The sequence below is a fragment of the Neobacillus sp. NPDC093182 genome (genome assembly GCF_044754045.1).
Window position 1 is genome coordinate 239770 of sequence record NZ_JBIVOI010000005.1, and the last position, 24446, is coordinate 264215.

Annotated in this window: 17 protein-coding genes; all 17 read left to right on the forward strand. The window is 39.2% G+C overall.

Annotation, left to right across the window (positions count from 1 at the left end):
- Positions 1-222: 222 nt before the first annotated feature.
- Positions 223-1248 (forward strand): LacI family DNA-binding transcriptional regulator, encoded by a 1026-nt coding sequence (locus ACIQAA_RS11930; RefSeq protein ID WP_402619344.1) that lies wholly within the window; start codon positions 223-225, stop codon positions 1246-1248.
- A 98-nt stretch (positions 1249-1346) separates the two neighbouring features.
- Positions 1347-2231, forward strand: coding sequence for a carbohydrate ABC transporter permease (locus ACIQAA_RS11935; protein ID WP_402619347.1), 885 nt, complete (start codon positions 1347-1349; stop codon positions 2229-2231).
- A 59-nt stretch (positions 2232-2290) separates the two neighbouring features.
- Positions 2291-3184 carry a carbohydrate ABC transporter permease gene (locus ACIQAA_RS11940; protein WP_402619350.1) on the forward strand — a complete coding sequence of 298 codons (894 nt, stop codon included), beginning with the start codon at positions 2291-2293 and terminating at the stop codon, positions 3182-3184.
- Between the two features lie 203 nt (positions 3185-3387).
- Positions 3388-4671 carry an ABC transporter substrate-binding protein gene (locus ACIQAA_RS11945; RefSeq protein WP_402619353.1) on the forward strand — a complete coding sequence of 428 codons (1284 nt, stop codon included), beginning with the start codon at positions 3388-3390 and terminating at the stop codon, positions 4669-4671.
- A gap of 143 nt (positions 4672-4814) precedes the next feature.
- On the forward strand, positions 4815-6071 hold the full coding sequence (locus ACIQAA_RS11950) for an amidohydrolase family protein (protein WP_402619356.1): 1257 nt from the start codon (positions 4815-4817) through the stop codon (positions 6069-6071).
- Positions 6072-6076: 5 nt separating this feature from the next.
- A complete protein-coding gene (locus ACIQAA_RS11955; protein ID WP_402619359.1) occupies positions 6077-8098 on the forward strand; it encodes a YyaL domain-containing protein in 2022 nt (673 codons plus the stop codon).
- 98 nt (positions 8099-8196) lie between these two features.
- Positions 8197-8862, forward strand: coding sequence for an aspartate/glutamate racemase family protein (locus ACIQAA_RS11960; protein WP_402619362.1), 666 nt, complete (start codon positions 8197-8199; stop codon positions 8860-8862).
- 14 nt (positions 8863-8876) lie between these two features.
- On the forward strand, positions 8877-9794 hold the full coding sequence (locus ACIQAA_RS11965) for a class II fructose-bisphosphate aldolase (RefSeq protein WP_402619365.1): 918 nt from the start codon (positions 8877-8879) through the stop codon (positions 9792-9794).
- 32 nt (positions 9795-9826) lie between these two features.
- Positions 9827-12256, forward strand: coding sequence for an alpha-mannosidase (locus ACIQAA_RS11970; protein WP_402619368.1), 2430 nt, complete (start codon positions 9827-9829; stop codon positions 12254-12256).
- Between the two features lie 2 nt (positions 12257-12258).
- A complete protein-coding gene (locus ACIQAA_RS11975; RefSeq protein ID WP_402619371.1) occupies positions 12259-12930 on the forward strand; it encodes a class II aldolase/adducin family protein in 672 nt (223 codons plus the stop codon).
- Entirely contained in the window at positions 12927-14201 is a 1275-nt protein-coding gene (locus ACIQAA_RS11980) for a four-carbon acid sugar kinase family protein (RefSeq protein ID WP_402619374.1), read from the forward strand. Before ACIQAA_RS11975 ends, ACIQAA_RS11980 begins: the two co-directional genes overlap by 4 nt.
- 27 nt (positions 14202-14228) lie before the next feature.
- Positions 14229-14858, forward strand: coding sequence for a D-sedoheptulose-7-phosphate isomerase (locus tag ACIQAA_RS11985; RefSeq protein ID WP_402619377.1), 630 nt, complete (start codon positions 14229-14231; stop codon positions 14856-14858).
- The gene (locus ACIQAA_RS11990) at positions 14855-15832 is read left to right on the forward strand and encodes an ROK family protein (protein ID WP_402619380.1); all 978 of its coding nucleotides are present in this window, start codon (positions 14855-14857) and stop codon (positions 15830-15832) included. The genes ACIQAA_RS11985 and ACIQAA_RS11990 overlap by 4 nt, the downstream gene beginning before the upstream one ends.
- A gap of 33 nt (positions 15833-15865) precedes the next feature.
- Positions 15866-18019, forward strand: a complete 2154-nt coding sequence (locus ACIQAA_RS11995; RefSeq protein ID WP_402619383.1) for a Sip1-related alpha-galactosidase — start codon at positions 15866-15868, stop codon at positions 18017-18019.
- 19 nt (positions 18020-18038) lie between these two features.
- Entirely contained in the window at positions 18039-21161 is a 3123-nt protein-coding gene (locus ACIQAA_RS12000) for an FAD-dependent oxidoreductase (RefSeq protein WP_402619386.1), read from the forward strand.
- A gap of 30 nt (positions 21162-21191) precedes the next feature.
- Entirely contained in the window at positions 21192-22535 is a 1344-nt protein-coding gene (locus tag ACIQAA_RS12005) for a GH1 family beta-glucosidase (RefSeq protein ID WP_402619389.1), read from the forward strand.
- 8 nt (positions 22536-22543) lie between these two features.
- Positions 22544-24427 (forward strand): beta-N-acetylhexosaminidase, encoded by a 1884-nt coding sequence (locus tag ACIQAA_RS12010; RefSeq protein ID WP_402619392.1) that lies wholly within the window; start codon positions 22544-22546, stop codon positions 24425-24427.
- Positions 24428-24446: the final 19 nt, after the last annotated feature.

The following is a 24446-nucleotide window of genomic DNA, read 5'->3' on the forward strand; positions in this document are numbered from 1 at the left end:
AAATTTATGTTATTTGAAAACGGTTTCTAACCCTTGTATAGTGGTAACTCTATTCTTTCATTTTGTGAATTTTCCTAAATTATGAGCATTATTCTACTTGGATTGAGGATCGTAGGTTGAGCAACAGTGTTTAATTATCGGAATGAATCGGCTTGATCAATTTTGGGAACGTTCCTATTTATGAAAAAGGAAAATATTAAACTAAAGGAGAGGAGGACAATAATGAATCCTACAATCAAAGATGTGGCTAAACTGGCCAATACATCCAAAAGCACTGTCTCTCGTTATTTGAATGGTTTACCAGTAAAAAAAGAAACAGATGAAGCATTAAAAAAGGCGATAAAGGAATTGAACTATCACCGCAATGAAAATGCGAGAAGATTAGTTAGAAGTAAAACACAAACCATTGGTATCGTGGTTGACAGTATTACGAACATTTTTTATCCATCCATATTCAGAGGAATTGAAGAGGTAGCAAAGGAAAAAGGTTTTAATTGTGTGTTCTACAGTATGACCTCAAATAAATATAAGGAGTCTTATTTTCAAAATTTATTTTTTGAAGGACATGTTGATGGAATCATTATGATTAGCTTTAGTAAAAGAGACAAACAGGAATTAGTGGAAATAGCTGAAGCTGGGTTCCCAGTTGTTGTTTTTGGAGATTCCGCTGGTGTCCCGAATGTCATTTCAGTTGATGTTGATAATTATTACGGTATTGCTGAACTTGTTCGCTACCTTCATCGTATTGGGCACGAAAAAATAGCCTATATTTCAGGGCCAGAGGATGCTGCGGCCACAAAATGCCGCTTATCAGGTTATCTTGAAACAATCGGACAACTAGGATTAGAAGTCAATCCAAGTTGGATTGTTACTACTGACTGGTCGAATGAGGGTGGTTATCGTGCGATGAATCAGTTACTAGCTGACGGAGATTTCACTGCGGTCGTTGCTTCCAATGATGAAACAGCAATTGGGGCATTAAGAGCGTTTCAAGAGCGAGGATATCATGTTCCCACTAATTTTTCGATAACGGGTTTTGACGACATCACGTTGGCGAGCTGGGTATATCCATCATTAACGACGGTAAAACAGCCATTTATGCAAATGGGCATGAAAGCAGCAATGGAATTGTTTAATAGGATGGAAACTGGAGAAGAGTACCCAGCAAAACGCCATCTTTTAAAACCTGAATTAATTATTCGTGACTCATGCAGGAAGATATCCGAACCGGTTTCTACTTTAAAATAAGTCGAGTTTCTAGATTGATAGACTTTACTCAAATGACATCGAAAAATCCAAAGAAAAATAGGAAAAGGTGGAAAAAAAGTTTAAAAGGCTGTGAAAACATGAGAAGTTCTTCTATTAATAAATCAAAATATGGATTCTATTTTGTACTTCCATACTTTATTACATTTCTTATTTTTGGTTTAGTGCCTATTATTTTCTCACTCTATTTAAGCTTTACGAAGTGGGATGGGTTCTCAGACCCCGTGTTTGTAGGATTAGATAATTATTCACGATTACTTCAAGATACATTCTTTTTTAAAGCGATCGGAAACACATTAATCATCTGGATTTTATCAATTGTTCCGCAATTGATCCTTGCATTGGCGTTAGCTATGATCCTAAACGAAAAATTTATTAAAGGAAAGCATTTCTTTCGCGCTGTGTTTTATTTCCCCAATATTGTAACACCTGTCACACTAGGGGTTTTGTTCAGCTTAATGTTTGATTGGCAAACAGGAAGTGTAAATAAATTTTTGATGGGGATCGGGCTTATTGATGACCCAGTAAACTGGTTTAATAGCCCTTGGCTTTCAAGGTTTATTGTTGCAGGAGTGATTATGTGGCAATACTTTGGGTTCAATATGCTAGTATTTATCGCTGGTCTTCAATCGATACAAGAAGAATTGTATGAGGCTGCTAGAGTAGATGGAGCTTCGAAATGGGATATTGCGACTAAAATAACATTGCCTTTATTAAGACCGGTACTATTATTTACGTTTATTACTTCCGTTATTGGTGGTCTTCAATTGTTTGATGCGCCGTTAATGCTAGGAAATGGACCGGATAATTCGACACTGACGATGGTGATGTACTTATTCCAAACCGCTTTCCAGCGCTTTGATTATAGTTACGGAGCAGCGATTGCATATGCAATCTTTATCATCATCTTGTTCTTCTCATTAATTACAATGAAGTTTTCAAAAATGAACAAAGTTGAACAGTAAAATATCTTTTTACTTTAGAAAAGTAGGAGACTTTCAGCTTGGAATGAAAGGGGATCCTTATGAAAGCTAATGATAGTGTTGTAGAAAAAAGTATTTCCTTTAGCAAAAGGAAAACAAAAAAAGAGTTTAATGCAAAAATATTCTTAGGTAAATTTGCAGTATACTTTTTGCTGATTGCAGTTGCCTTCACCTGTCTGCTGCCTTTTTACAGTATGATGGTTACTTCATCTCACGAAAATTCAGATATTGCAAGGAAACTGCTGCTCGTTCCTGGCAGTGAGTTTATCGAAAACTATAAACGTTTAATTGATACCGTGCCAATTTGGAGAGGTTTTGCGAATACCGTGTTTATTACGGTTACTTCAACTGTATTGAACTTATACTTCTCGGCATTAGCAGGTTATGGGTTTTCAAAATATAACTTCAAATACAAAAATATTCTTTTCCTTGCTGTATTAGGGACGATGATGATTCCAGGTCAGTTAGGTATTATTGGATTTTTCAAGTTGATGGATAGCTTTCAAATGTTAAACACCTATTGGCCGCTCATTCTTCCATCCATTTCGAATGCATTTGGTATCTTCTTTATGAAGCAAATGTGTGATTCTAGTATCCCAACAGAAATTCTAGAATCAGGAAGAATCGATGGCTGCGGTGAGTTAAAAATTTTCCATCGTTTAGTATTGCCATTGCTGATGCCAGCGCTTGCAACATTGGGTATCTTCTCTTTTATCGGAAAGTGGAATGACTTCTTAACACCTATGATTGTCCTGTTTGACAATGAAATGCAACCGCTACCAGTTATGATTGCGATGGTAAAATCACAGTTCTCAACAGACTTTGGAGCCATGTATGTGGGAATTGTTATATCAGTTATTCCAATTTTAATCTTCTTCTCGGTTGTTTCTAAGAAAATAATCAGCGGAGTTACAGCAGGAGCATTAAAAGGATAATCCTCCTTAAAATTGATTGGGGTGGTGTGGAAAATACATAAATAAAAAACTTCAGTGAAAGGATGGTAACATCTATCACTGAAGAATACAGAACTTATCAAACTCGATTAAGTGTAAAAGAATTGACGGTCTTAGGCACTAAAAGAGAACGATAAGAAAAACAATAGACGTTAATTATACCAAAAAAGGGGCTGTACATCTATATGAAAAAGTGGCTTTCTATCCTATTAGCTTCTGTTCTTGTTCTAGCATTATTTGCTGGATGTTCTAACAGTGAAAATACAAATGCTTCTGATGATAAAAAGGGTGATAGCAATAAAGTCGAAGGTAAATTAACAATCTGGACATTCTTTGGGCAAGTTGAAGATATGGCTAAAGAATTTGAGAAAAAATATCCAGATGCAGAAGTTGAAGTGAAAATCTTCCCTGGCGATCAATATCAAACAAAGCTACTGAATGTGCTTCAGTCAGGAAAAGGTGTACCCGATATTTTTGACTTAGAAAGAGCCTATATTGACAAGTTTATTAATTCTAAGTATACAGCGAACCTAACTGATATGGGTGCTGAAGATCTTGTTAAGGATTACGTTCCATATGTACAAGCATTAGGCAGAGATAGTAAGGGTGATGTACGAGCGATTTCTGACCACTCTTCACCGGGTGGATTCTGGTATATCAAAGAAAATGCTAAAAAATTTTTAGGAACTGACAACCCAGATGAAATTAGTGCCATGGTCGATTCATGGGACAAAATTATTGAGTTAGGTAAGAAAGTGAATCAAGACAGTAACGGACAAGTTCATTTAATTTCTCATTTTGGTGATGTTTACAATGTTGAAGCCAATCACGCCAAGCCTTGGGTGAAGGATGGGAAATTAACGATCGATGATAGCTGGAAAGAGAATTATGAAATTCAAAAAGAAATCTTTAATAATGACGTTGATGCAAAGCTTGAATTCTTCTCAGCAGGCTGGGGAAATGCCATCAATGATGGAAGTGTTGTATTAAATGCAATGCCGGCTTGGGCAGGTTTCATGGTTGATAACAAAGATGATAGCGCAAAAGATAAATATGGCGTGGCGAAAACTCCAAAAGGATTTTACATGGGTGGAACATACCGTTCTATCTATGAAAAGTCAGAAAATAAAGAGTTAGCATATAGGTTTATTGAATTCATTGCAGGTGAAGAATGGCAGCAGCACAACCTAGAAGCAACAGGGAACATGCCAGGATTATTAACAGTTTATGAAAAGAACTTAGAAACATTCAGAACTCCGATGTTTGGTGAGCAAAATATTTTAAAGCCATATTACGAAATGGTGAAAGAAATTCCTGGAACTAAATCAGACAAGTATGGCGAAGAAGTGTTAAGTAAGTGGAGAAAAGTAGCAGGACAGGGAATCAAAGATAATGCGGATATTGATGAAGTGATTAAAAAATTCAAAAAAGAAGTACAGAACTCTTTCCCTGAACTTAAGGTTGATTAATTAGTAAGTTGTAAGAGTTAAAGATGGCTTAAAAATGAAAGTGAAGCCCCTCCCACTCAAAATCGTGGATTTAAAAGCGCTTTTGAGTGGGAAGAAAGGTGAATTTTTTAAGTCATCCTTTCATCTTTGAGAGGAGCAGTACAATGAGTAGTATCCATGAAGAAATTAACAAAATTCGCATTATCGATGGCCATGAACACATTGATCCGGTGGAAATTCGGAAAAAAAATAAAGTGGATTTTTTTGGTCTTCTTCATTATTTAGAGTCAGACTTAATAACGGCTGGAATGAAACGCGGGATCTTAAGTAAGAATTCACCATTAAGTAATGAAGAGAAAGCCGAGCAATTTTTAACCTTCTATCAAAAAACAAAAAATACAACTTATGCACGTACTTTAAATACAGCTGTACAGGACTTATATGGAATGGAAGAATGGTCTGTTAATAGCATACTAGCCTTAAATGAAAAGGTAAGAGCGGCTACAAATGATGATCAATGGTATCGGAAAGTGTTAAAGGAAAAGTCGGGAATTGATATGGCTATTACATTAGCTTATACGACGAATGTTGATTTTTCTCTTTTTCGTCCAGTCATGTTCTTGGACTACGCATATAAATTGAGAACAATTAAGGATATACAGGTAATTGGAAGACATTCAGGAGTGAATGTTCATACATTCCAGGATTATCTTCATGCTGTCGATGCCTTATTAAATAAATTTGTCTCTGAAGGGATGGTTGCAACAAAGCTCGGACATGCCTACTGGAGAACGCTTAAATCGTCGAAACCAACATTTTATGAAGCGGAAAAATGTTTTAATCGCTTACTTTCTTCGTTTTTAGACGAGCCAATGTCGCAACAGGAAGCGATTGTTTTACAAGATTTCTTGATTCATCATATTATCCAAGGATCAATAAAAAATGATTTACCAATTCAGATTCATACAGGACATCATGAAACCAGTGTTTCAGGGAACGGCAATATTATTACAAACTCAAAGGTTTCTGATTTAATTCCGCTATTACTTGCTTATCCTGATGCAAAATTTGTTTTGTTACATTGCGGTATTCCATACCACCAAGAATATTTGAACATTGTAAAAAACTATCCGAATGTATATGCAGATTTTACATGGGTGTATATCCTTTCACCTACAATTGCGAAACAAATATTGCACCAAATGATTGAAATGGTTCCTCAAACAAAGATTTTTGGTTTTGGAGGAGATTACAATTTTATTGAAGGAACCTATGCTCATCAGAAGCTTGCCCGTAAGATTGTAGGAGACGTTTTAGTCGAAAAAGTACAAGACCATATGTTAACAGAAAGTGAAGCGGTTGAGTTTGCACAGCGAATTTTTAGAGACAACCTGATTGAATTTTACAAATTAAAGGTGTGATTTCCTTGAGTACTTTTATTAACCTTCATCATAATGAAATTGAAGTGCATTCGTCAGAACGAAAGAGCAATAATGCTTTTCTAAAACTGTCATCACTGCTTGAAATCTATAACAGTGAACAGACGGTAGAGGAAATCCAAATAACAGAAGCCGATCAGGTTGATGACAGCTTCCGCGTGTCGGGCAATGGAGAGCTATTTTCGGTTCAATCTGAGTGGAAACCGGTTCAAGATGGTTGTCATTTTATTGAAGTTGACTTAATCGTTCGCTACAACCAGGAAGTTCCAGGGGATTATGGATTACAGTTTAAAGCTGAATTAGTAGGAAACGGAAAGCCGACTTGGATGATCCCAGGTGCCTTTTACAAAGAAAATCGCTTTGAGCATAATGCGCGGCAATACCCAAGATATGATTACCGTGATGGCAATCATGAAGAAATGGTATCTGATCACTGGTCCTTTCGATCGGACCGTGCGGCACTCCCAGCAGTTTTTGCTTGGAATGATGAGATGTGTGGGGCTTTTTGTGTGGAGGAAATGTCTGCACTTGGGTTGACAGGCTTAGGTTTTAAAGGAAATGAATCTGAAACTTCCATTTGGGTGAATTTTCCTTACAAAGAGGAACCGGTCACATTTGTTGGGCAGCCAATTCCTGAGCCAAAGGATATATCTCTATATACCTTTAAACCAGGTGAAACAGTCACTTTGCGAGTGAAAATCTATACAGGTTCAGCTGATTTACATTCCTATGATCCTTTCGTGCGTGAAATCTATAAGCAACATCAGCAAGAGTATGCATTAAATCCGTGGATGGGACTTGAAGAAGCAGCAGAATTAACAGCACATGGCTTATATCGTTGGCATTATATGCCTGAACATAGCATTCTAGCAGAAACCGCCGCCTTCGATCGTGAGTTTAATAACAATGTAAAAGGAATGGGAGATCGGCCCCATATGCATGTTGGCTGGGTCAGTGGCGTACCGTATGCATATGCATTACTTACATATGGAAGAAATAAAGGGATTCAACAGTATGTTGATGCTGCTATTGATGTCATGAATAATATTGCTTCGGCGCTTGCTCCGAGTGGGACGTTTTGGGCATCATGGGTACTCGGAAAAGGCTGGGGAACTGGTTGGAATCCGAAAAACACTTGGTTACAAGCAAGAACGGTTTCTGAGGCAACCTTGTTTTTGGTTCGTGCCCTATCTTTTGAGAAACAATCAGGATTTAGCCATCCTGACTGGGAAAAAGCTGTAACATCCAATTTAAACTTTGCTGTCGAGCGTCAACGTCCTGATGGAAATTTCGGCTCTTATTATCACTGTGAAACAGGAGACGTCGAAGAGTGGGACGGTGCGGGAGGTATTTTATGGATTGCCTCTTTATTAGAAGGAAGTACATTTTTTGAAAAAGAAGCGTATCGTGCTGCAGCAGAAAAAGCAGGCTATTATTATGAAAAATTTGTGGTAGATGAATACATTTATGGAGCGCCAGAAGATGTCCATTTAACACCAACATCTGAAGATGCTTATAATGCGGTGGTCGCATATGTATTACTCTATGAAACTGATAAAAATGAAAAATGGTTAGCGCTTGCAAAATCTGCTGCAGATTGGTTAATGACTTTCCGTTGGACTTACAATCTAGCATTTCCAGAGCATACATTGCTGAATCAGTACGACTTCCGCTCTCGTGGTGCAGACCAAGCATCACCGTCTAATCAGCATTTACATAATTATGGCCTGTTTTGTGTTCCAGAAATGCTTCGTTTATGGAAATATACGGATGATTCCTATTACTTGGACCGAACGCGAGATCATATCGCTTGTTTCTTGCAATTTATTGCCAGAAAAGATGGTGATTTTAATGCCTATAAAGGGATGGTCACGGAGCGTTTTTATAATACAAATTGCTTTCAGCCGAAGGGAATGATGTTAACACTATCTCATTCCTGGTGTGTTGGTCTAGTGCTGTATGCTGCCCAGGAAGCATTAGCTTTTAATAGCGATTTGAAGCTATCTTAATTGAGAATTCAATTAGCCATCCTGGTCTGCCATGATGGTTAGTTGAGTTTACTATATCGGCAGCAGCTATCTTACTATCAAATTGGAGTGATGAAGAGATGAAAAAGAAACTTGCGATTATCCATACGACGCCAGTCACGGTTGAAACGTTAAAGGATTTAGCCAACAAAATGATTGGAGATTGTGAAATTATCAATATAGTCGATGATTCCATCTTGCCGCAATTAAGTAATAATGGAGGAAATGTCCAAGAAATTGCCGAACGCTGGGAAATTTATGCGAAGGTTGCACAAGAGCAAGGTGCTGATTGTATTTTGAATGCTTGTTCTTCGATTGGTGAACTTGTTTCCTTAACTCAACCAAAAGTGACGACGCCAATTGTCCGAATTGATGATGCGATGGCAGAATATGCGATTAACACTGCTGCAAAAATTGGGGTTGCAGCTACATTGGAAACCACACTAAAGCCAACATTAGATTTGCTGAAACAAAAAGCAACTGAGAAACAGAAAGATGTTGAGTTTGAACCGATTCTAGTGGCATCAGCCTATCAGAAATTAATGGCAGGCGATAAAGAAGGTCATGATTCGGACCTTGCAGTTGCTTTACGTCAATTAGCAAAAACAGTCGATATCGTTGTTCTAGCTCAGGCTTCGATGGCCAGAGTTGTTTCAACCTTTACGGCAGATGAGCAGCGACAATTTGTAACGAGTCCTGAGTTAGGTATGGAAGCAGTTAAAAACACCTTACAAACTATAAAATAAAAGGAATGATCATGATGAATAAAGTAAAACCAGCAAACGTACTCCCATTAACCGAAGCGCTAAAGATGGCAGAAGAATTTCAGTATGCAACAGGTTCGTTTTCACCACGTTATACAGCAATGATTAAACCAGTTTTACAAGCAGGACAAAAAACAGCTTCACCACTTATTGTTCAAATCTCACAAAAAGAATTAGAACGTTATGGGATTACACCATTTGAATTTGCGGATGAGTTTTATCATCAGGTAGCAGAATTGGCGATTACTGTACCTGTCGTGTTACACCTCGATCACACGAAAGATTTACAAACGATTAAAGAGGCAATCGAAGCTGGGTTCACGTCTGTTATGATTGATGCCTCAGAAAAACCATTTGACGAAAATGTAAAAATTACAAAAGAGGTTGTGGAATATGCCCATGCAAAAGGAGTATCTGTTGAAGCAGAACTTGGTATGATTGGTACAACTGATTTTATTGAAACGGATAAAGATGAAGAATTATATACAAATCCAATCGAAGCGGCAGAATTTGTTAAACAAACAGGTGTCGATGCGTTAGCGGTATCATGCGGAACAGCACATGGTGTGTACATGGTTCGTGAACCAAAGGTTGATTATGACCGTTTAAGTGAGATTCGTGAGTTAACACCTGTCCATTTAGTGCTTCACGGCGGATCCGGTGTACCGAGTGAAATGATCCATAAAGCATTTCAGCTATCAAACGGCGGCGTGAGTAAAGTAAATATCGCCACTGACCTAGAGCTTTCTTTGTTAAAAGCAATCGGACGAGAAGAAAGAATGACCAATGCTGAATGTAAGCTATTAACATTAGATGAATTGCAGGCAGGTCAGGATGCAGTCGAAGAAACAGTATCAGAAAAAATTACTCAATTTTTATTAAGTGATAACAAAGCAAGTCATTTCAACCAATAACACAAAGAATCAACAGATTGGGGTTTTAGGAAATGAAAGATAAAACATTTCATATGATTGGTAATGCTCACTTAGATCCAGTTTGGCTTTGGCAATGGCAAGAGGGATTCCAAGAAACAAAAGCCACTTTTCGTTCAGCCTTGGACCGAATGAAAGAATATGAGGATTTCGTTTTCACCTGTAGTTCAGCAGCGATGTTTGAATGGGTAGAAGAAAATGATCCAGATATGTTTGCTGAAATCACAGAACGGGTTAAAGAAGGGCGCTGGCGAATTGTTGGCGGCTGGTGGATTCAGCCAGATTGCAATATCCCTAATGGTGAATCGTTTGTACGACAGGGTCTATACGGCCAGCGTTATTTTCAAGAGAAATTTGGTGTAACAGCTCGTGTTGGCTACAATGTTGATAGTTTTGGTCATCACGGCATGCTTCCACAAATTCTAAAGAAAAGCGGAATGGACTCTTACGTTTTTATGCGGCCTGCACCAAATGAAAAAGGTCTTCCTAGCAGGCTCTTTTGGTGGGAATCAGATGATGGCACACGTGTAATGGCGTTCCGAATTATGCAGGAATATAATTCATGGGGCAAAGAGCTTGATCGAATTGTCCATCGAAATAAAGGCGAGTTCAAAGGCAACGTCAATGACCTGATGATTTTCTATGGAGTTGGAAACCATGGCGGCGGACCAACGAAGGAAAACATTGAGAGTATCTATCGGTTGAATGAGGATGCTAGTCTTCCTAAATTAACAATTTCATCACCTGAAGAATTTTTTGAAAAAATGAAAAATACAAATGATTTACCTGTTGTTCATGATGATCTGCAGCACCATGCAAGCGGATGCTATGCTGCCCATTCCGGTGTGAAACAATACAATCGTAAAGCAGAAAATATCGTGATGACAGCTGAAAAATATTCGGCCCTAGCATCTTGGTTAACAGGACAACCGTATCCAGTTGAATTCAAACGGGCTTGGAAAAATATCTTATTTAATCAATTTCATGATATTTTAGCGGGTACGAGTATTGAGCCTGCCTATGAAGATGCAAGGAATTTATATGGTGAAGCGATCGCGATTGCTGACCGGGCCTTAAATAATGCAGTTCAATCGATTTCATGGAAAATCGATATCGAACAGGATGAAAGAATGAAACCAATTGTTGTCTTTAACCCACATGCATGGGAGAGCAAAGTGAATGTAGAAATTGAAATTGGCGGCTTTAAATCAACCTCTGTTTTAGTGGATGATCAAGGCAATGCTGTTCCATTTCAAACCGTACAGTCACAAGCAACAGCAGGGGGTCGCTGGCGCTTAAACTTTTTAGCTGATTTACCGGCCATGGGATATCGTGTCTACAAGCTTTATACAGAACTAAGCAGCGTTACACCAGTGGGTGAACCAATTAATGTAAGCCAATACGCCATGGAAAACGACCGTTTTAGAATCGAGTTGGATTCGGAAACCGGTTGGATTAAGAGTTTATATGATAAACAAGTTGAGCATGAAGTTTTTTCGGGTCCTGCAGCAATACCGATGGTCCTAAATGACAAAACAGATACTTGGAGCCATGATACCCTCCAATTTAACGATAAATTAGGTGAGTTTAAAGCGACGAAGATTTACCTAGCAGAGTATGGACCAGTTAAATCTGTGATTCGGGTGAAAAGTGAATACGGGCGCTCTATATTGATTCAGGACTTCACCATGTATCAAGAGAAAAACCAGATTGATGTGAAGGTTACTGTTGATTGGCGCGAAAAGTTCAAGATGCTAAAGCTAGTTTTCCCAATCAATTCAATCTTTAGGAAACAAACATATGAAATTCCATATGGAACAATCGAGCGGGAGCATAATGGCGAAGAGGAACCGGGTCAAAGCTGGGTGGATGTAACGGGTGTTCGTCCAAACCACGAAGGCGTATATGGTTTGAGTTTGATGAATGACGCAAAATATAGTTACAGTATCCACAATAAGGAGCTTTCTTTAACGGTATTGCGTAGTCCAATTTATGCCCATCATGATCCACTTGTTCCAGAAGAGGACGGGGAATATACGTTTATCGACCAAGGAATTCAGCGCTTTGAATACTCGTTACTTCCACATGAAGGTAGCTGGGAAGATGCGGAAACAGTGAAAAGAGCAGCGGAATTAAATTGTAAACCAATTTCTATTATTGAAACCTTCCATAAAGGTTCATTACCACAAACAGATTCATATGTGAACGTAAGCGGTGCAAATCATGTGCTTATCAGCGCCATCAAGAAAGCAGAAGACAATGAAGATTTGATTATTCGCGCTTATGAAACGAATAAAGTCGCAGCAGAAGTTGAAATCACTTTGCCGAAATTTAATCGTTCCTTTAAGGCATCCTTTAAACCTTCAGAAATCAAAACTTTCCGAATCCCTAAAGATAGCGAAAAACCAGTTAGGGAAACGAATCTAATTGAATGGGATGAGTAGAAATGGTCATCGATAAGAAGCTGCTAGAACTAAAAAAGCAATTGCAGGAAACAGGAAAATTCATGATGGAATATGACCTTGCCTGGGGAAATTCAGGGAATATCAGTGCGAAAACAGAGAACAATTCTTTCCTTATTACAGCTAGTGGGACCTATTTAGGCGATTTAGATGTAGAAGATTTTGCCGAATGCTCTTTAGGGGTTTCCGAGAGATCTAGTTTCGGTCCCAATCCTTCGAAAGAAGTACCCATGCATCAAGCAATCTATGAAACTAGGCCAGAAATCGGTGCGGTATTACACGCTTCACCTTTATATAGTACGCTGATTGCTTCATCTCAACTCGACATACCTGCTGCATGGTTTGTTGAAGGGATGTATTATTTAGAACGGATTGAACGTGTCCCGTATGCACATCCTGGCTCAATTGAATTAGGAGAACTCGTTCGAGAAAAGGCGAAAAACGCCAACATTCTTTTATTAGAAAACCATGGAGTCCTTGTTTATGATACAAGCATAAAGGAAGCGAAAATGGCACTGCAAACATTAGAAATGGCATGCCGCATGCTCATCATCTCCCGCAACGCCGGTATCGTTCTTCAAGAGCTTTCGGATAATGAGATACACAGCTTTCTTCATGATTCAGGATATAAGCCGCGAAGGAAGTGGGAAAATTGATCGGAATTGTTGCGGATGATATTACAGGAGCAAATGATATTGGAATTATGTATGCGAAAGCAGACTGGCAAACAGATGTCTATCCTTACCCATTTTCTCAATCAAAAATGGGAACGTTCCTACCAGAAGTATTAATCATCGATACGAATTCTCGTCTCGATTCTTATAACGAAGCCTATAAGAAGGTTTTTTCGAGCACAAAAAATCTTCAGTTACTTGGATGTGAACAATTTTTTAATAAAACATGTTCGGTTTTTCGTGGAAATATTGGTGCTGAATTTGATGCGATGCTGGATGCGCTTGAAAGCGAATTTGCTGTCGTAGTACTTGGTTTCCCGAAAAACGGAAGAACCACGATAAATGGACAGCATTATGTCCATGGAAAAAAATTAGCAGATTCTGAGTTTCGTCATGACCCTGTACATCCGATGTACGACTCTAATTTGGTTGAAATTTTACAGGCACAAACAAAGAGAAAAGTAGCCCTTGTGGAAGTCGATATCATTGATCAAGGCAGCGAAATACTCAAACAAGAAATTGAACGCATGCGTACAGAATGCAATTACTTGCTGATTGATGTTAGAGACCAGTTATCTTTACAAGTTATCGCAAGAGCAATCAAAGAGGAAAAGATTATCTGTGGAGCTTCAGGAATTGCGGAAGAATTAGCACTAGTAATGAATTCAGGTCAAAAGGAATCACATGCTATTCAGATTCCAAAATTAGATACAGGGATACTATGTGCGGCTGGCAGTTTAATGCCACAGACCTTTAAGCAAGTGGAAGAGATGAAGAAACGAGGACTTCCTGTATTAGAATTGGAATCACGCAGGTTGTTTTCTGGACAAAAGGAAGCCCATATAGAGGAGCTTATCACGAAGCTCGTCACTTACTTAACAAAGGGTGAAGATGTGCTGGTGCACTCTTCAAATAACCCAGATGTTGTGAAAGTTACAAAACAAATTGCCGCAAGTTTAGGTTTTTCGAATACGGCGGTTTCGAGGGTCGTATCTGAATCATTAGCTTTTGTAATCGATGAAACGGTAAAACAGACTAATGCTAATCGCCTGTTAATAGCAGGTGGTGAAACCTCTGCTTCTGTCTGCAGCAGGCTTGGGATTGAAGGTCTTCGAGTCTGGAAGGAAATTGAACCCGGTCTTCCCTCATGTATGAGTTTAAATAAGCCATCAATGATGCTTGTCTTAAAGTCAGGCAGTTTCGGGAGTCCTGATTTCTTTGCTAAGGCAATTGACCACCTTAAGGAAAATTAAAGAATGATTTTAATAGGGGATGTCACGATGAATACTAGATTAGAAAAACTAATTGGAAAATATCCAGAGTTACTAGAATGTCAGAACAGTATTATGGAAGCTTTTAATGCGATTAAAAAGTCCTATGAGGCAAATGGAAAACTTCTGCTTGCTGGAAATGGGGGGAGTGCAGCTGACTGTGAGCATGTTGTCGGTGAATTAATGAAGGGATTTATGTCCAAGCGGCCTTTACCTCAAACAATCAAAGCAAAGTTAAAGGAAGCTGCAGATGGAAGTGACTATCTTGGTGAGAATTTGCAGGGGGCACTCCCTGCTATCTCGCTTGTCAGCCATTCGGCACTGATGACAGCCTTTGCCAATGATGTTGCTCCTGACATGGTGTTTGCCCAACAGGTTTACGGTTACGGAAAACTCGGCGATGTCTTCATTGGCTTTAGTACTTCAGGTAATTCCAACAATATTAACCATGCTGTAAAAGTTGCAAAAGCGCTTGGACTAACAACGGTTGGATTCACTGGTAAAAGTGGCGGGGCTTTAAAAGAGCTTTGTGATATCACCATCTGTGTTCCTTTTGATAGCACACCGGATATTCAGGAGAGACATCTGCCTATTTACCACACACTTTGTATCATGCTTGAGGAGGAGTTTTTTGGATGAAACCCGTTCTAGCAGGTATAGATATCGGTGGAACAAAGTGTGCCGTAGTAGTTGGTATTGAAGATATGCAAGGAATTCAGATTATAGCAAAACAAAGTTTTCCTACTCCTGATACACCCGAAAAAGCGCTCACAAAAATGATGGACGAATTAGAGAAAATTTTAATAAAGAGAGAAGATCTTGTCTTAACAGCAATTGGAATAAGCTGTGGCGGTCCGCTTGATAGTAAGAAAGGGCTCATCTTATCGCCTCCCAATTTACCAAACTGGGACCGGATAGATGTATTATCACCGCTTAGGGATCGTTTTCAAGTCCCTGTTTCTGTCCAAAACGATGCCAATGCCTGTGCGCTGGCTGAGTGGAAGTGGGGCGCAGGAAAAGGTACGAACAACATGGTCTTTCTAACATTTGGAACGGGAATGGGTGCAGGGTTCATATTAGATGGACGCTTGTATACGGGTACAAATGATATGGCTGGCGAAGTCGGCCATGTTCGTTTGGAACAGGGCGGTCCAATCGGATACGGGAAGGCCGGATCATTTGAAGGCTTTTGCAGTGGCGGCGGTATTGCCCGTTTAGCTCAACTGATGGTTAATGAATGGTTCAATCAAGGAAAAACGACCGAGATTTGTTCTACAAGGGAAGAAATTGCAGAAATCACAGCCAAAACGGTTGCTGATGCTGCAAATGCTGGGGATGAGCTGGCCAATCAGATTTATCAAATAGTCGGGCAGAAATTAGGGAGAGGCTTAGCTCTATTAATTGATATACTTAATCCCGAAAAAATTATTATCGGCAGCATTTACTTGCGGCAAGAAGCTTTATTAAAACCAATCGTGATGGAAGAACTGCGAAAAGAAGCCCTACCTTACTCGCTCGAGGTTTGCGAGGTTGTTCCTTCAGGGTTAAAAGAAAGTGTTGGTGACCTAGCGTCTCTCTCTGTTGCTAAATATGCAATTGAAATAGAAGGATAAATCCAGACCAAAATAGACTAAAGGAGTCATACTATGTTTCAATTCGATAAAAAACAAGACGAGCTAGATTGTCTTTACCATAATCAGCGGATATTAGCAGGAATTCAAGTCTCGGTAAATCTTGATTCTCATTCTACGTTATCTTTAGATTTCAAAACTGCGGAAGAGAATACTGTAGAAGATGATCACGGCACCTATAAGGAATATCGTTATCATTATAGTGATGATTTGGAAACGGTAACGGCTGTATTAACATTCCGCTGTTATGATTCGTTTATGACAACATTTGTAAATGCAACTATTAAAAATGATGAATTGTTTAAAAAACAAGCTTATTTTGCTCCACAGCAAGCAATTAACATTACGATTGCTAACCTTATGGAAGAGTATCAGGGAATGGCGAACTATCAACATAAAGATTGGTGGACACGTCCATTTTTTACGAACGACATTAAGGAAATCCCTGAACGAACACAATCCTTACTTTTAAAAAATGATAATAGTTATTTTCATCTGCTTCCTGTTTGTGATATAGAAGCGAGAACAGATTTAGTCGGAACCGAAAAAGGCTTACAGATTTCTGTTTCTCCATATCATGGCGGCTATGACCAGATTTGCACCTTTGCCTTTATTTTTGGAACGTCAAATAATCCTTTCCAATTAGTAAATGACAATGTAAAGATTGCTTCTAGTTTCTGTGGTCAACGTGTCTTGCCTAGAGAGGAAAAGAGCTATCCAGAAATTTTGGATTATTTAGGCTGGTGCAGCTGGGATGCCTTTTATCATGCGGTAAATGAGGAAGGAATTCTCACGAAAGCAGAAGAATTACAGCAAAAAAATCTCCCTGTTAAATGGATGATGATTGATGATGGCTGGTCAGAGGTGAATGGAAAAAAACTTCAATCCTTCGAGGCTGATCAGGAGAAATTCCCTAATGGATTATCAAGTACTGTATCCTCACTTAAGCAGAAGTTTGGAGTGAACTGGGTAGGGGTTTGGCATACGCTTGCAGGATATTGGGAAGGAATTGCACCCGATAGTTCTTTAGCTAAATCTTATGATAAGCATTTATTCCAAGCGAAAAACGGCAGCTTAATCCCATCACCTAACACGGAAGAAGGCTTTGGTTTTTGGCATGCATGGCATTCAAAACTTAAAAAAGATGGAATCGATTTTGTTAAGGTAGATAGTCAAAGTGCCATTACAAACTTTATGGCGCATAACCAGTCAGTCGGTGAAGCCGCAAGCGGAGCTCATACAGCACTTGAAGCGTCTTGTTCTTTACATTTTAATAATACGGTTATCAACTGTATGGGAATGGCTGAGGAAAATATTTGGCATCGTCCTTACTCCGCTGTTTCACGGAATAGCGATGATTTTGTCCCGCAAGAAATGAATGGTTTTAAAGAACATGCGCTGCAAAATGCCTATAATTCTTTTTACCACGGTGCCTTCTATTGGGGCGATTGGGATATGTATTGGACGAAAAACCATGATGATCAGCAAAATATGATTTTGCGCGTCATTAGTGGTGGACCAATTTATTTCAGTGATGCTGTGGATGCCACGAATCCAGAAATGATTTGGCCGTTAATCTACAAGGATGGCCGAATTATACGCTGTGACAAGCCTGGATTGCCAACAGAGGATTGCTTATTTATTGATCCATTCAAAACGAAGGTGCCGCTAAAAATTTGGAACTCAAGTAAAGGTGCAGGTGTTGTCGCTGCTTTTAATATTTTTGAAGGAAATGAAATCGTTAGAGGTTCTATTGGGCCAAATGATGTGCCTAATTTAGCAGGTGAAGAGTTCATCCTTTTTGATGTCTTAACAAAGAGACATTGGAAGCTGAAAAAAGAAGAACGGATCAATATCGAATTAGCCGAGAATGGAAGTTCTATATACCTCCTGCTTCCAGTAACAGAATCGCTTACTCCAATTGGGCTTATTAATAAGTTTATTTGTAATCATGGAATTATAAATAGTTGGAACACAGAGTCTGGTTTGAAGCTAACGTTAAAAGAAGGCGGAGTCTTTGCATTCTTGTCTGAAGGACAACCATTAAAAGCAACCGTTAATGGTGAAGTGGTATCGATTGAAACGGATTCTGTTAACCAGCATATTTATACGATTGATTGTCATGCTATTGATGGCGAAGTGCTTCTAGAAGTAGAAATAGCGGACTAAGGTGAAGGTGGTAATGAATGTGAAAAAACCTCAATTGCCTGCCGGTGATATTCCTATATTAGCAGAAGTCGATGCCGTCATACTCGGTGGCTCCTTTGCAGGTATTACGAGTGCACTGCAATTTGCCAAGCAAGGTAAACGTGTAATGGTGGTGGAATCAAGAACCTATTTAGGCAGTGAAATGACCGCTGCACTTAGCCCTTGGATTGAGCAATCTCATACAACAAAATCCCAGTTAATTGACTCTTGTGTAAATGCTTGCGGGAAACCTGCCCAGAATGGAATAATAGTTTTTCAGATTGATCAATTGAAAATTCATCTCGAGGATCTGTTAGTTGCTGCTGGTGTCGAATTATTGTATAGTTCACTGCCAATCACTATCACTCGCTTTGAAGCTGATTGGAATGGATTGGTGATTGCCAATAAATCTGGACGGCAGCTGATCCGCTGTAAAGGAATTGTCGATGCAACGGAAACGGCTATCACTACCTTTTTAACCGGAGAAGTTTTGAAATCTGCCGGTGAAAAAGAGCAGAGGTTCTATAAGCGAGTTTTAGAGTTTACGAATGTCCAAGCGATTGACCAAGCAGAAATATCCGTTCCAATAGATTTAAACATAAAGGAAAATAAGATTAACCTTTATGCTGGTTATCATGAGAATGGTCATGTCTATGTGGAATACCAAATGTGTTTAGAGGCTGAAAACAGTTTAGAAGGAAATCGCATTCGTGAAATAACCGCCCAAAAACTAGGAATCTCGCTTAGCGAATATTTAATTCAGGAGGTCCCAGCGTTCAGTAAAGCGTTGTTATCTGCAAGTTCATATGAATTAAAGGGTCCATATTGTATGGACAAAGAGACTGCTCCAAATTTATATCTTGAAAAATTAGCAGTTAACCATCCCAACGTGTGGAGTTTTTATAAAGACCTATATGAAAATAATAATACGAATTGGCTTGATCCAGTAAAGGCAGCAGCCTTTGGCGAACAGTTTGCGGAATTTGTAACAGAGTTCTCAATGATAAATCAGCAGGTAATTCAAGTTAAAGGTGTTACTTCTGAAGGTATTGCTGAGTATGAAGTGAGAATTCCGGTTGATTTTTTAGAAAAGAGTCTTGATTTCGGGAACGTTCCTACTCAACAAGTCTTCCTTTCTAAAAGAGCCCAGGTGCTTGTTGCCGGCGGCGGCTCTAGTGGTGGTGCTGCAGCGATTGTATCTGCAGAGGAAGGAATGAACACCATCCTTGTTGACCTCAATCCTGGGCTTGGGGGAACAGGTACATTCGGTGGAGTTGACAGCTATTGGTTTGGGAAGCGCCATGGTTATGCGGAGAAGATAACGAAACTCGTCCATGATGTTCAAAAAAGAATCAACTATAAGGGTCATAAATGGAATATTGAAGCAAAAAAGTATGCGCTGTTAGAATTAGTTGACCGTTTAGGAATTGAAATGCTGTTCAATACGATTACCTTCGGAGCAATTACAAAAGGGACTCGTGTATGCGGAAGTATGATCGCGACAAGATGGGGAGCATGCTCTCTATTAGCTGACTGTGTGATTGATGCAACCGGTGATGGTGATCTTGCAGCTTTTGCAGGGGCCGAATTTGTCTATGGTGCTGCTCGTGATCACGTTACGATGTGGTATTCCCTCGCTCAATATAACACACCAGGAAAATTACAAAATAATTTTACGAGTATGGTGAATGTGTCCGATATTCAGGACTACACAAGGGCGATTCTTGCTGGAAGAAGACGATGGAGTGTTGATGTTAAGGGCTGTCATGATCACGGAATCTATGTAGCGCCTCGTGAAAGCCGCCATATCATTGGTGATGTTGTGATGAATATGAGTGATCAATTGCTGCAACGGAGCTGGCATGATGTTATTAATATTCATTTCAGTAACCATGATATGAAAGGGATTAGCGAGGCAAACTGGTTACATGCTGGTTTGATTCCACCGAACCTTGAAATCGAAATCCCCTACAGAATGTTGTTACCAAAAGGCTTGGATGGGATTTTAGTAGTTGGTAAAGCGATATCTGCTACACATGATGCACTGCCAGCGATTCGAATGCAATCGGATTTAGAGAATCTTGGTGGAATTGCAGCAATAGCTGCTTCGATGGCTGTGAAGGAAAATAAATTTCCTAGACAAATAGAATATTTGATTTTACAGAAGAGAATTGTGAACGAGGGCTTGCTTCCTGAACAAATTTTGACAAGAACTACTGAGCCCCTTCAATATTCTAATGAACAATTAATTGCACTGATTGATTCCATTGAGGTCGATGAGCCTCTCTATGAATATTCGAATATGCGTATGAATGAAATCTATCAACAACGAATACCATTTGTTGAAATTTCTACAGTGGGGAAACGCATCATTCCTTTCCTTGAAAAAGCATATGCCGGAGCAGAAGGTACTCGTAAGGTGCGAATCGCTCAAGCATTAGCCATGTATGGGTCACCAACTGGAGTACCAACCTTAATCTCAGAAATAATGAACATGCTTCAAGGGGAACAGCTTCCTAAACGGACAGCGGATATATTATACGTTACAATGCCGCCTGACCATGGGGCAATGCCAGATGTGTGTTATTTACTCTACTCATTAGGATTAACAAGAGATAAACGGTCTATTAAGGTTTGGCAGCGAGTGGCTGATTTACTAAATCCATCTGAAGAAGACTTTACAGATAAAATGTGGGGGATTTTTTACTATATTCATGCACTTTGTGTTGGTGCTGAAAAATTAGGTGATGTGGATGCAATTCCATTCCTTAAGCAGCTGCTAGCAATTCCAGCATTAAGAAATCAGTATTGTTATGAGGGGCATCAAGCAGACTTTTTCTTAGAGAGAAGAGCCCTCCTTGAATTAGCTAACGGAAGGGCATTAGCACGGTGCGGTAGTTCTGAAGGATATGAAATATTAATTAACTATCTTGATGATGTACGTTCCTTACTTAGTAAGCAGGCGTATACAGAATTAAAACGACTAAGCGGACTCGGCCTTAAAAAAGACCAAAAAAGGTGGAGTGACTGGCTCAAGAAGAATATGAATCGTCTCCAGCCTCAGCCATATATCCTAATTACGGATCAGGCTATCGAAAATGAAGCCATCTCCAGAAGAATATAAATCGTTATTGAAGAAAGGGGTTAAAAAATCATGGCAATCATTTCTTTTCCTAAAGATTTTCGTTTTGGCGTGTCGACAGCATCTTATCAAATTGAAGGTGCCTATAACGAAGATGGCAGAGGTATGTCTATATGGGATACCTATAGCCGAATTCCTGGTATGGTCCTAAATGGAGACAATGGTGATACTGCTTGTGACAGCTATCATCGTATGGACGAAGATATTGCATTATTAAAAGAGTTAGGTGTGAATACTTATCGTTTCTCCATTGCATGGCCAAGAATTTTTCCAAACGGAAGAGGTGAAGTCAATCAAAAAGGGCTGGATCACTATCATCAGTTTGTCGATAAGCTATTAGAAAACGGAATTGAACCACTTTGTACCATCTATCATTGGGATTTACCGCAAGCTCTCCAAGATGAAGGCGGTTGGAAGAATCGACAAACAATTGAGGCATTTGTTGAGTATTCCGATTTATTATTCCGTCAGTTTTCTGGGAAAATAAAATCTTGGTTAACGATTAATGAACCCTGGTGTGTTTCCTTTTTAGGATATTTCGTTGGCGAGCAGGCTCCAGGGGAAAAAGATCTCCAAACTTCACTTGATGTTGCCCATCACCTTTTGCTGGCTCATGGACGAGCTGTAAAGCGATTTAAAGAACTTGGTATTCCTGGAGAAATTGGTTTTGCACCAAATGTTACATGGTATGAACCTTTTAGCAATCAACCAGAAGATGTTGAGGCTTGTAAGCGAATCTCAGCATGGTTTATGGAGTGGTTTTTAGACCCTGTATTTAAAGGAAGCTATCCGCAAATTTTAGTAGATTGGTTTGCAAAAAAAGGGGCAAAAGTAAATATTCAAGAAGGCGATATGGAAATCATTTCGCAGCCTGCCGATATTTTAGGAATCAATTTTTATACTGGAACGGTATCGAGATATAAAGAAGGAAATGGAACGTTTGATTGTGAACATCTGGATGGTTTATTTGATAAAACCGACATCGGGTTTACCATCTATGCGGATGCCTTTTACAAGGTGTTGATGGATATAAAAAATAAATATGGCGATGTACCAATCTACATCACAGAAAATGGTGCAACTTATAATCAGGATCCAGTCGACGGTCGTGTTTGTGATGATAAACGAATCAAATACTTAAAGCAGCACTTAACACAGATTAGTCGTGCGCTATCATCAGGTGTGAATTTAAAAGGCTACTGTATTTGGTCATTGATGGATAATTATGAATGGTCCTATGGCTATAGTATGAGGTTCGGTCTTGTTCATGTTGATTATCATACATTGAAGCGAACGAAAAAAGATAGCTATTTCTGGTACAAGAAACTGAATCAAAACCATTGGTTTGAATTGTAGGTGTTACGATGAATATTAATTTTAGTGGTGATTTGCAGGGGCTTGAACAAGGATTAGAGATTATTTGTAGAGAGCTGGATATTCAGCAATCTAAAGATGGAATTCCTATCTCTGTGGAACAAATAAAGGGTCCATTAATGGCTGCCTGCCAGAAAGACCATGGAGTAATCCGCTATCAAGAAAAAATACACTTTTTTCGTGCATTAGGATTGTGGCTGCAGGAGTTTGAGGAAAGTAATCAATTTGAAATAACTGAAGAGCCCCAATTTAAAACAAATGGTGTTATGGTGGATTGCTCGCGTAATGCCGTAATGACCGTAGACGGGATTCATACCCTGTTACGAAAAATGGCTTTAATGGGTTTGAATATTGTCATGATGTACACAGAGGATACCTTTACTGTTGAGAAATATCCATATTTCGGTTATATGCGGGGCCGATATACCGCGCAGGAATTACAAGCATGTGATGACTATGCACATCATTTCGGCATTGAAATGATTCCATGTATTCAAACACTCGCCCATTTAACAGAGGCACTGAAATGGAATTATGCAGCAAAAATAAGAGATACCGCTGATATTTTATTAGCAGATAGTGAAGAAACCTATGAATTTCTTGAAGAGTTGATAAATGCTGCCTCACGACCATTCCGAAGTAAGCGTATCCATATTGGGATGGACGAAGCGCACCAGCTTGGCTTAGGGAAATATTTGGAGGAGCATGGATATCAAAAACGCTTTGATATTATGAATAAGCATCTTCACAGGGTGGTATCACTGGTTGAAAAGTTAGCCTTAAAACCGATGATTTGGAGTGATATGTATTTTCGACTCGGTTCCAAATCAGGAAATTACTATGATTTAAATGCTAACATCCCAGAGGACGTTATTGAATCTATGCCAAAAAATGTTCAATTTGTTTATTGGGATTATTATCATACGGATGAAGAATTTTACCGAACATTCTTGAGAAAACATAAAGAATTTGGATCAGAGCCGATCTTCGCCGGGGGCGTATGGACATGGAATGGCATTGCTCCGAACTATGGAAAAACAATCGTTACAACGAATGCGGCTTTAGAAGCTTGTAAAAAAGAAGGAATCCGTGAAGTATTCGCAACCATGTGGGGCGATAATGGAGCAGAAACACATCCATTTACCGGATTGGCTGGCCTACAGTTGTTTGCCGAACACGGTTATGCCAGTGAAGTGAGTCAAGAGAAATTAGCCAAACGGTTCAATTTTTGCACAGGCGGCAATTGGGATGACTTTCTTACCTTAAATGAATTCGATGAGACACCTGGTGTTTCAAAGGATAACCTGCATGAATCACATCCATCTAAATTTTTGTTATGGCAGGATGTTTTACTCGGTTTATATGATGAGAATATTCGTTCCTTGCCGTTAAGTAAACATTATGAAAATTTGGCTTCACGCTTGGAACAAGCGAAAGACCGGAATACAAGCTGGGCAGGAATTTTTAGTTTTTATACCCAGCTGGCTCATGTATTGAGTCTTAAAGCAGACATAGGCGTCAAATTAAAGAGTGCCTTTGATAAAAATGATAAACAAAGATTAACAACCCTTAAAGGTGAACTGCAAACATTACGAAATATGGTAGATGATTTACGTAAGCTTCACCGTTCTTTATGGTTTTCAACCATGAAACCTTTTGGCTGGGAAATTATTGATATCCGCTATGGAGGAATACTCTCACGATTAGAATCCGCGGAGTATCGAATTGATCAGTGGCTTAATGGTGAGATTGATAGATTGGAAGAGATAGAAGTTGAGAGGCTTAACCACGAGGCACCATGGAAAATGCCTGAAGGTGCTTTAGGAAGAAATGCGTACCACCGGATTGTAACAGCGGGGACATTTTCCGGATAAATATTATAGAGGTGTTCAT

Bases quoted from the DNA above. Each gene is read 5' to 3' on its own strand.
- ACIQAA_RS11945 (WP_402619353.1), top strand. From the start codon at position 3,388: ATGAAAAAGTGGCTTTCTATCCTATTAGCTTCTGTTCTTGTTCTAGCA.
- ACIQAA_RS11975 (WP_402619371.1), top strand. From the start codon at position 12,259: ATGGTCATCGATAAGAAGCTGCTAGAACTAAAAAAGCAATTGCAGGAA.
- ACIQAA_RS11995 (WP_402619383.1), top strand. From the start codon at position 15,866: ATGTTTCAATTCGATAAAAAACAAGACGAGCTAGATTGTCTTTACCAT.
- ACIQAA_RS12005 (WP_402619389.1), top strand. From the start codon at position 21,192: ATGGCAATCATTTCTTTTCCTAAAGATTTTCGTTTTGGCGTGTCGACA.
- ACIQAA_RS11950 (WP_402619356.1), top strand. From the start codon at position 4,815: ATGAGTAGTATCCATGAAGAAATTAACAAAATTCGCATTATCGATGGC.
- ACIQAA_RS11990 (WP_402619380.1), top strand. From the start codon at position 14,855: ATGAAACCCGTTCTAGCAGGTATAGATATCGGTGGAACAAAGTGTGCC.
- ACIQAA_RS11935 (WP_402619347.1), top strand. From the start codon at position 1,347: ATGAGAAGTTCTTCTATTAATAAATCAAAATATGGATTCTATTTTGTA.
- ACIQAA_RS11930 (WP_402619344.1), top strand. From the start codon at position 223: ATGAATCCTACAATCAAAGATGTGGCTAAACTGGCCAATACATCCAAA.
- ACIQAA_RS11960 (WP_402619362.1), top strand. From the start codon at position 8,197: ATGAAAAAGAAACTTGCGATTATCCATACGACGCCAGTCACGGTTGAA.
- ACIQAA_RS11970 (WP_402619368.1), top strand. From the start codon at position 9,827: ATGAAAGATAAAACATTTCATATGATTGGTAATGCTCACTTAGATCCA.
- ACIQAA_RS12010 (WP_402619392.1), top strand. From the start codon at position 22,544: ATGAATATTAATTTTAGTGGTGATTTGCAGGGGCTTGAACAAGGATTA.
- ACIQAA_RS11965 (WP_402619365.1), top strand. From the start codon at position 8,877: ATGAATAAAGTAAAACCAGCAAACGTACTCCCATTAACCGAAGCGCTA.
- ACIQAA_RS11985 (WP_402619377.1), top strand. From the start codon at position 14,229: ATGAATACTAGATTAGAAAAACTAATTGGAAAATATCCAGAGTTACTA.
- ACIQAA_RS11940 (WP_402619350.1), top strand. From the start codon at position 2,291: ATGAAAGCTAATGATAGTGTTGTAGAAAAAAGTATTTCCTTTAGCAAA.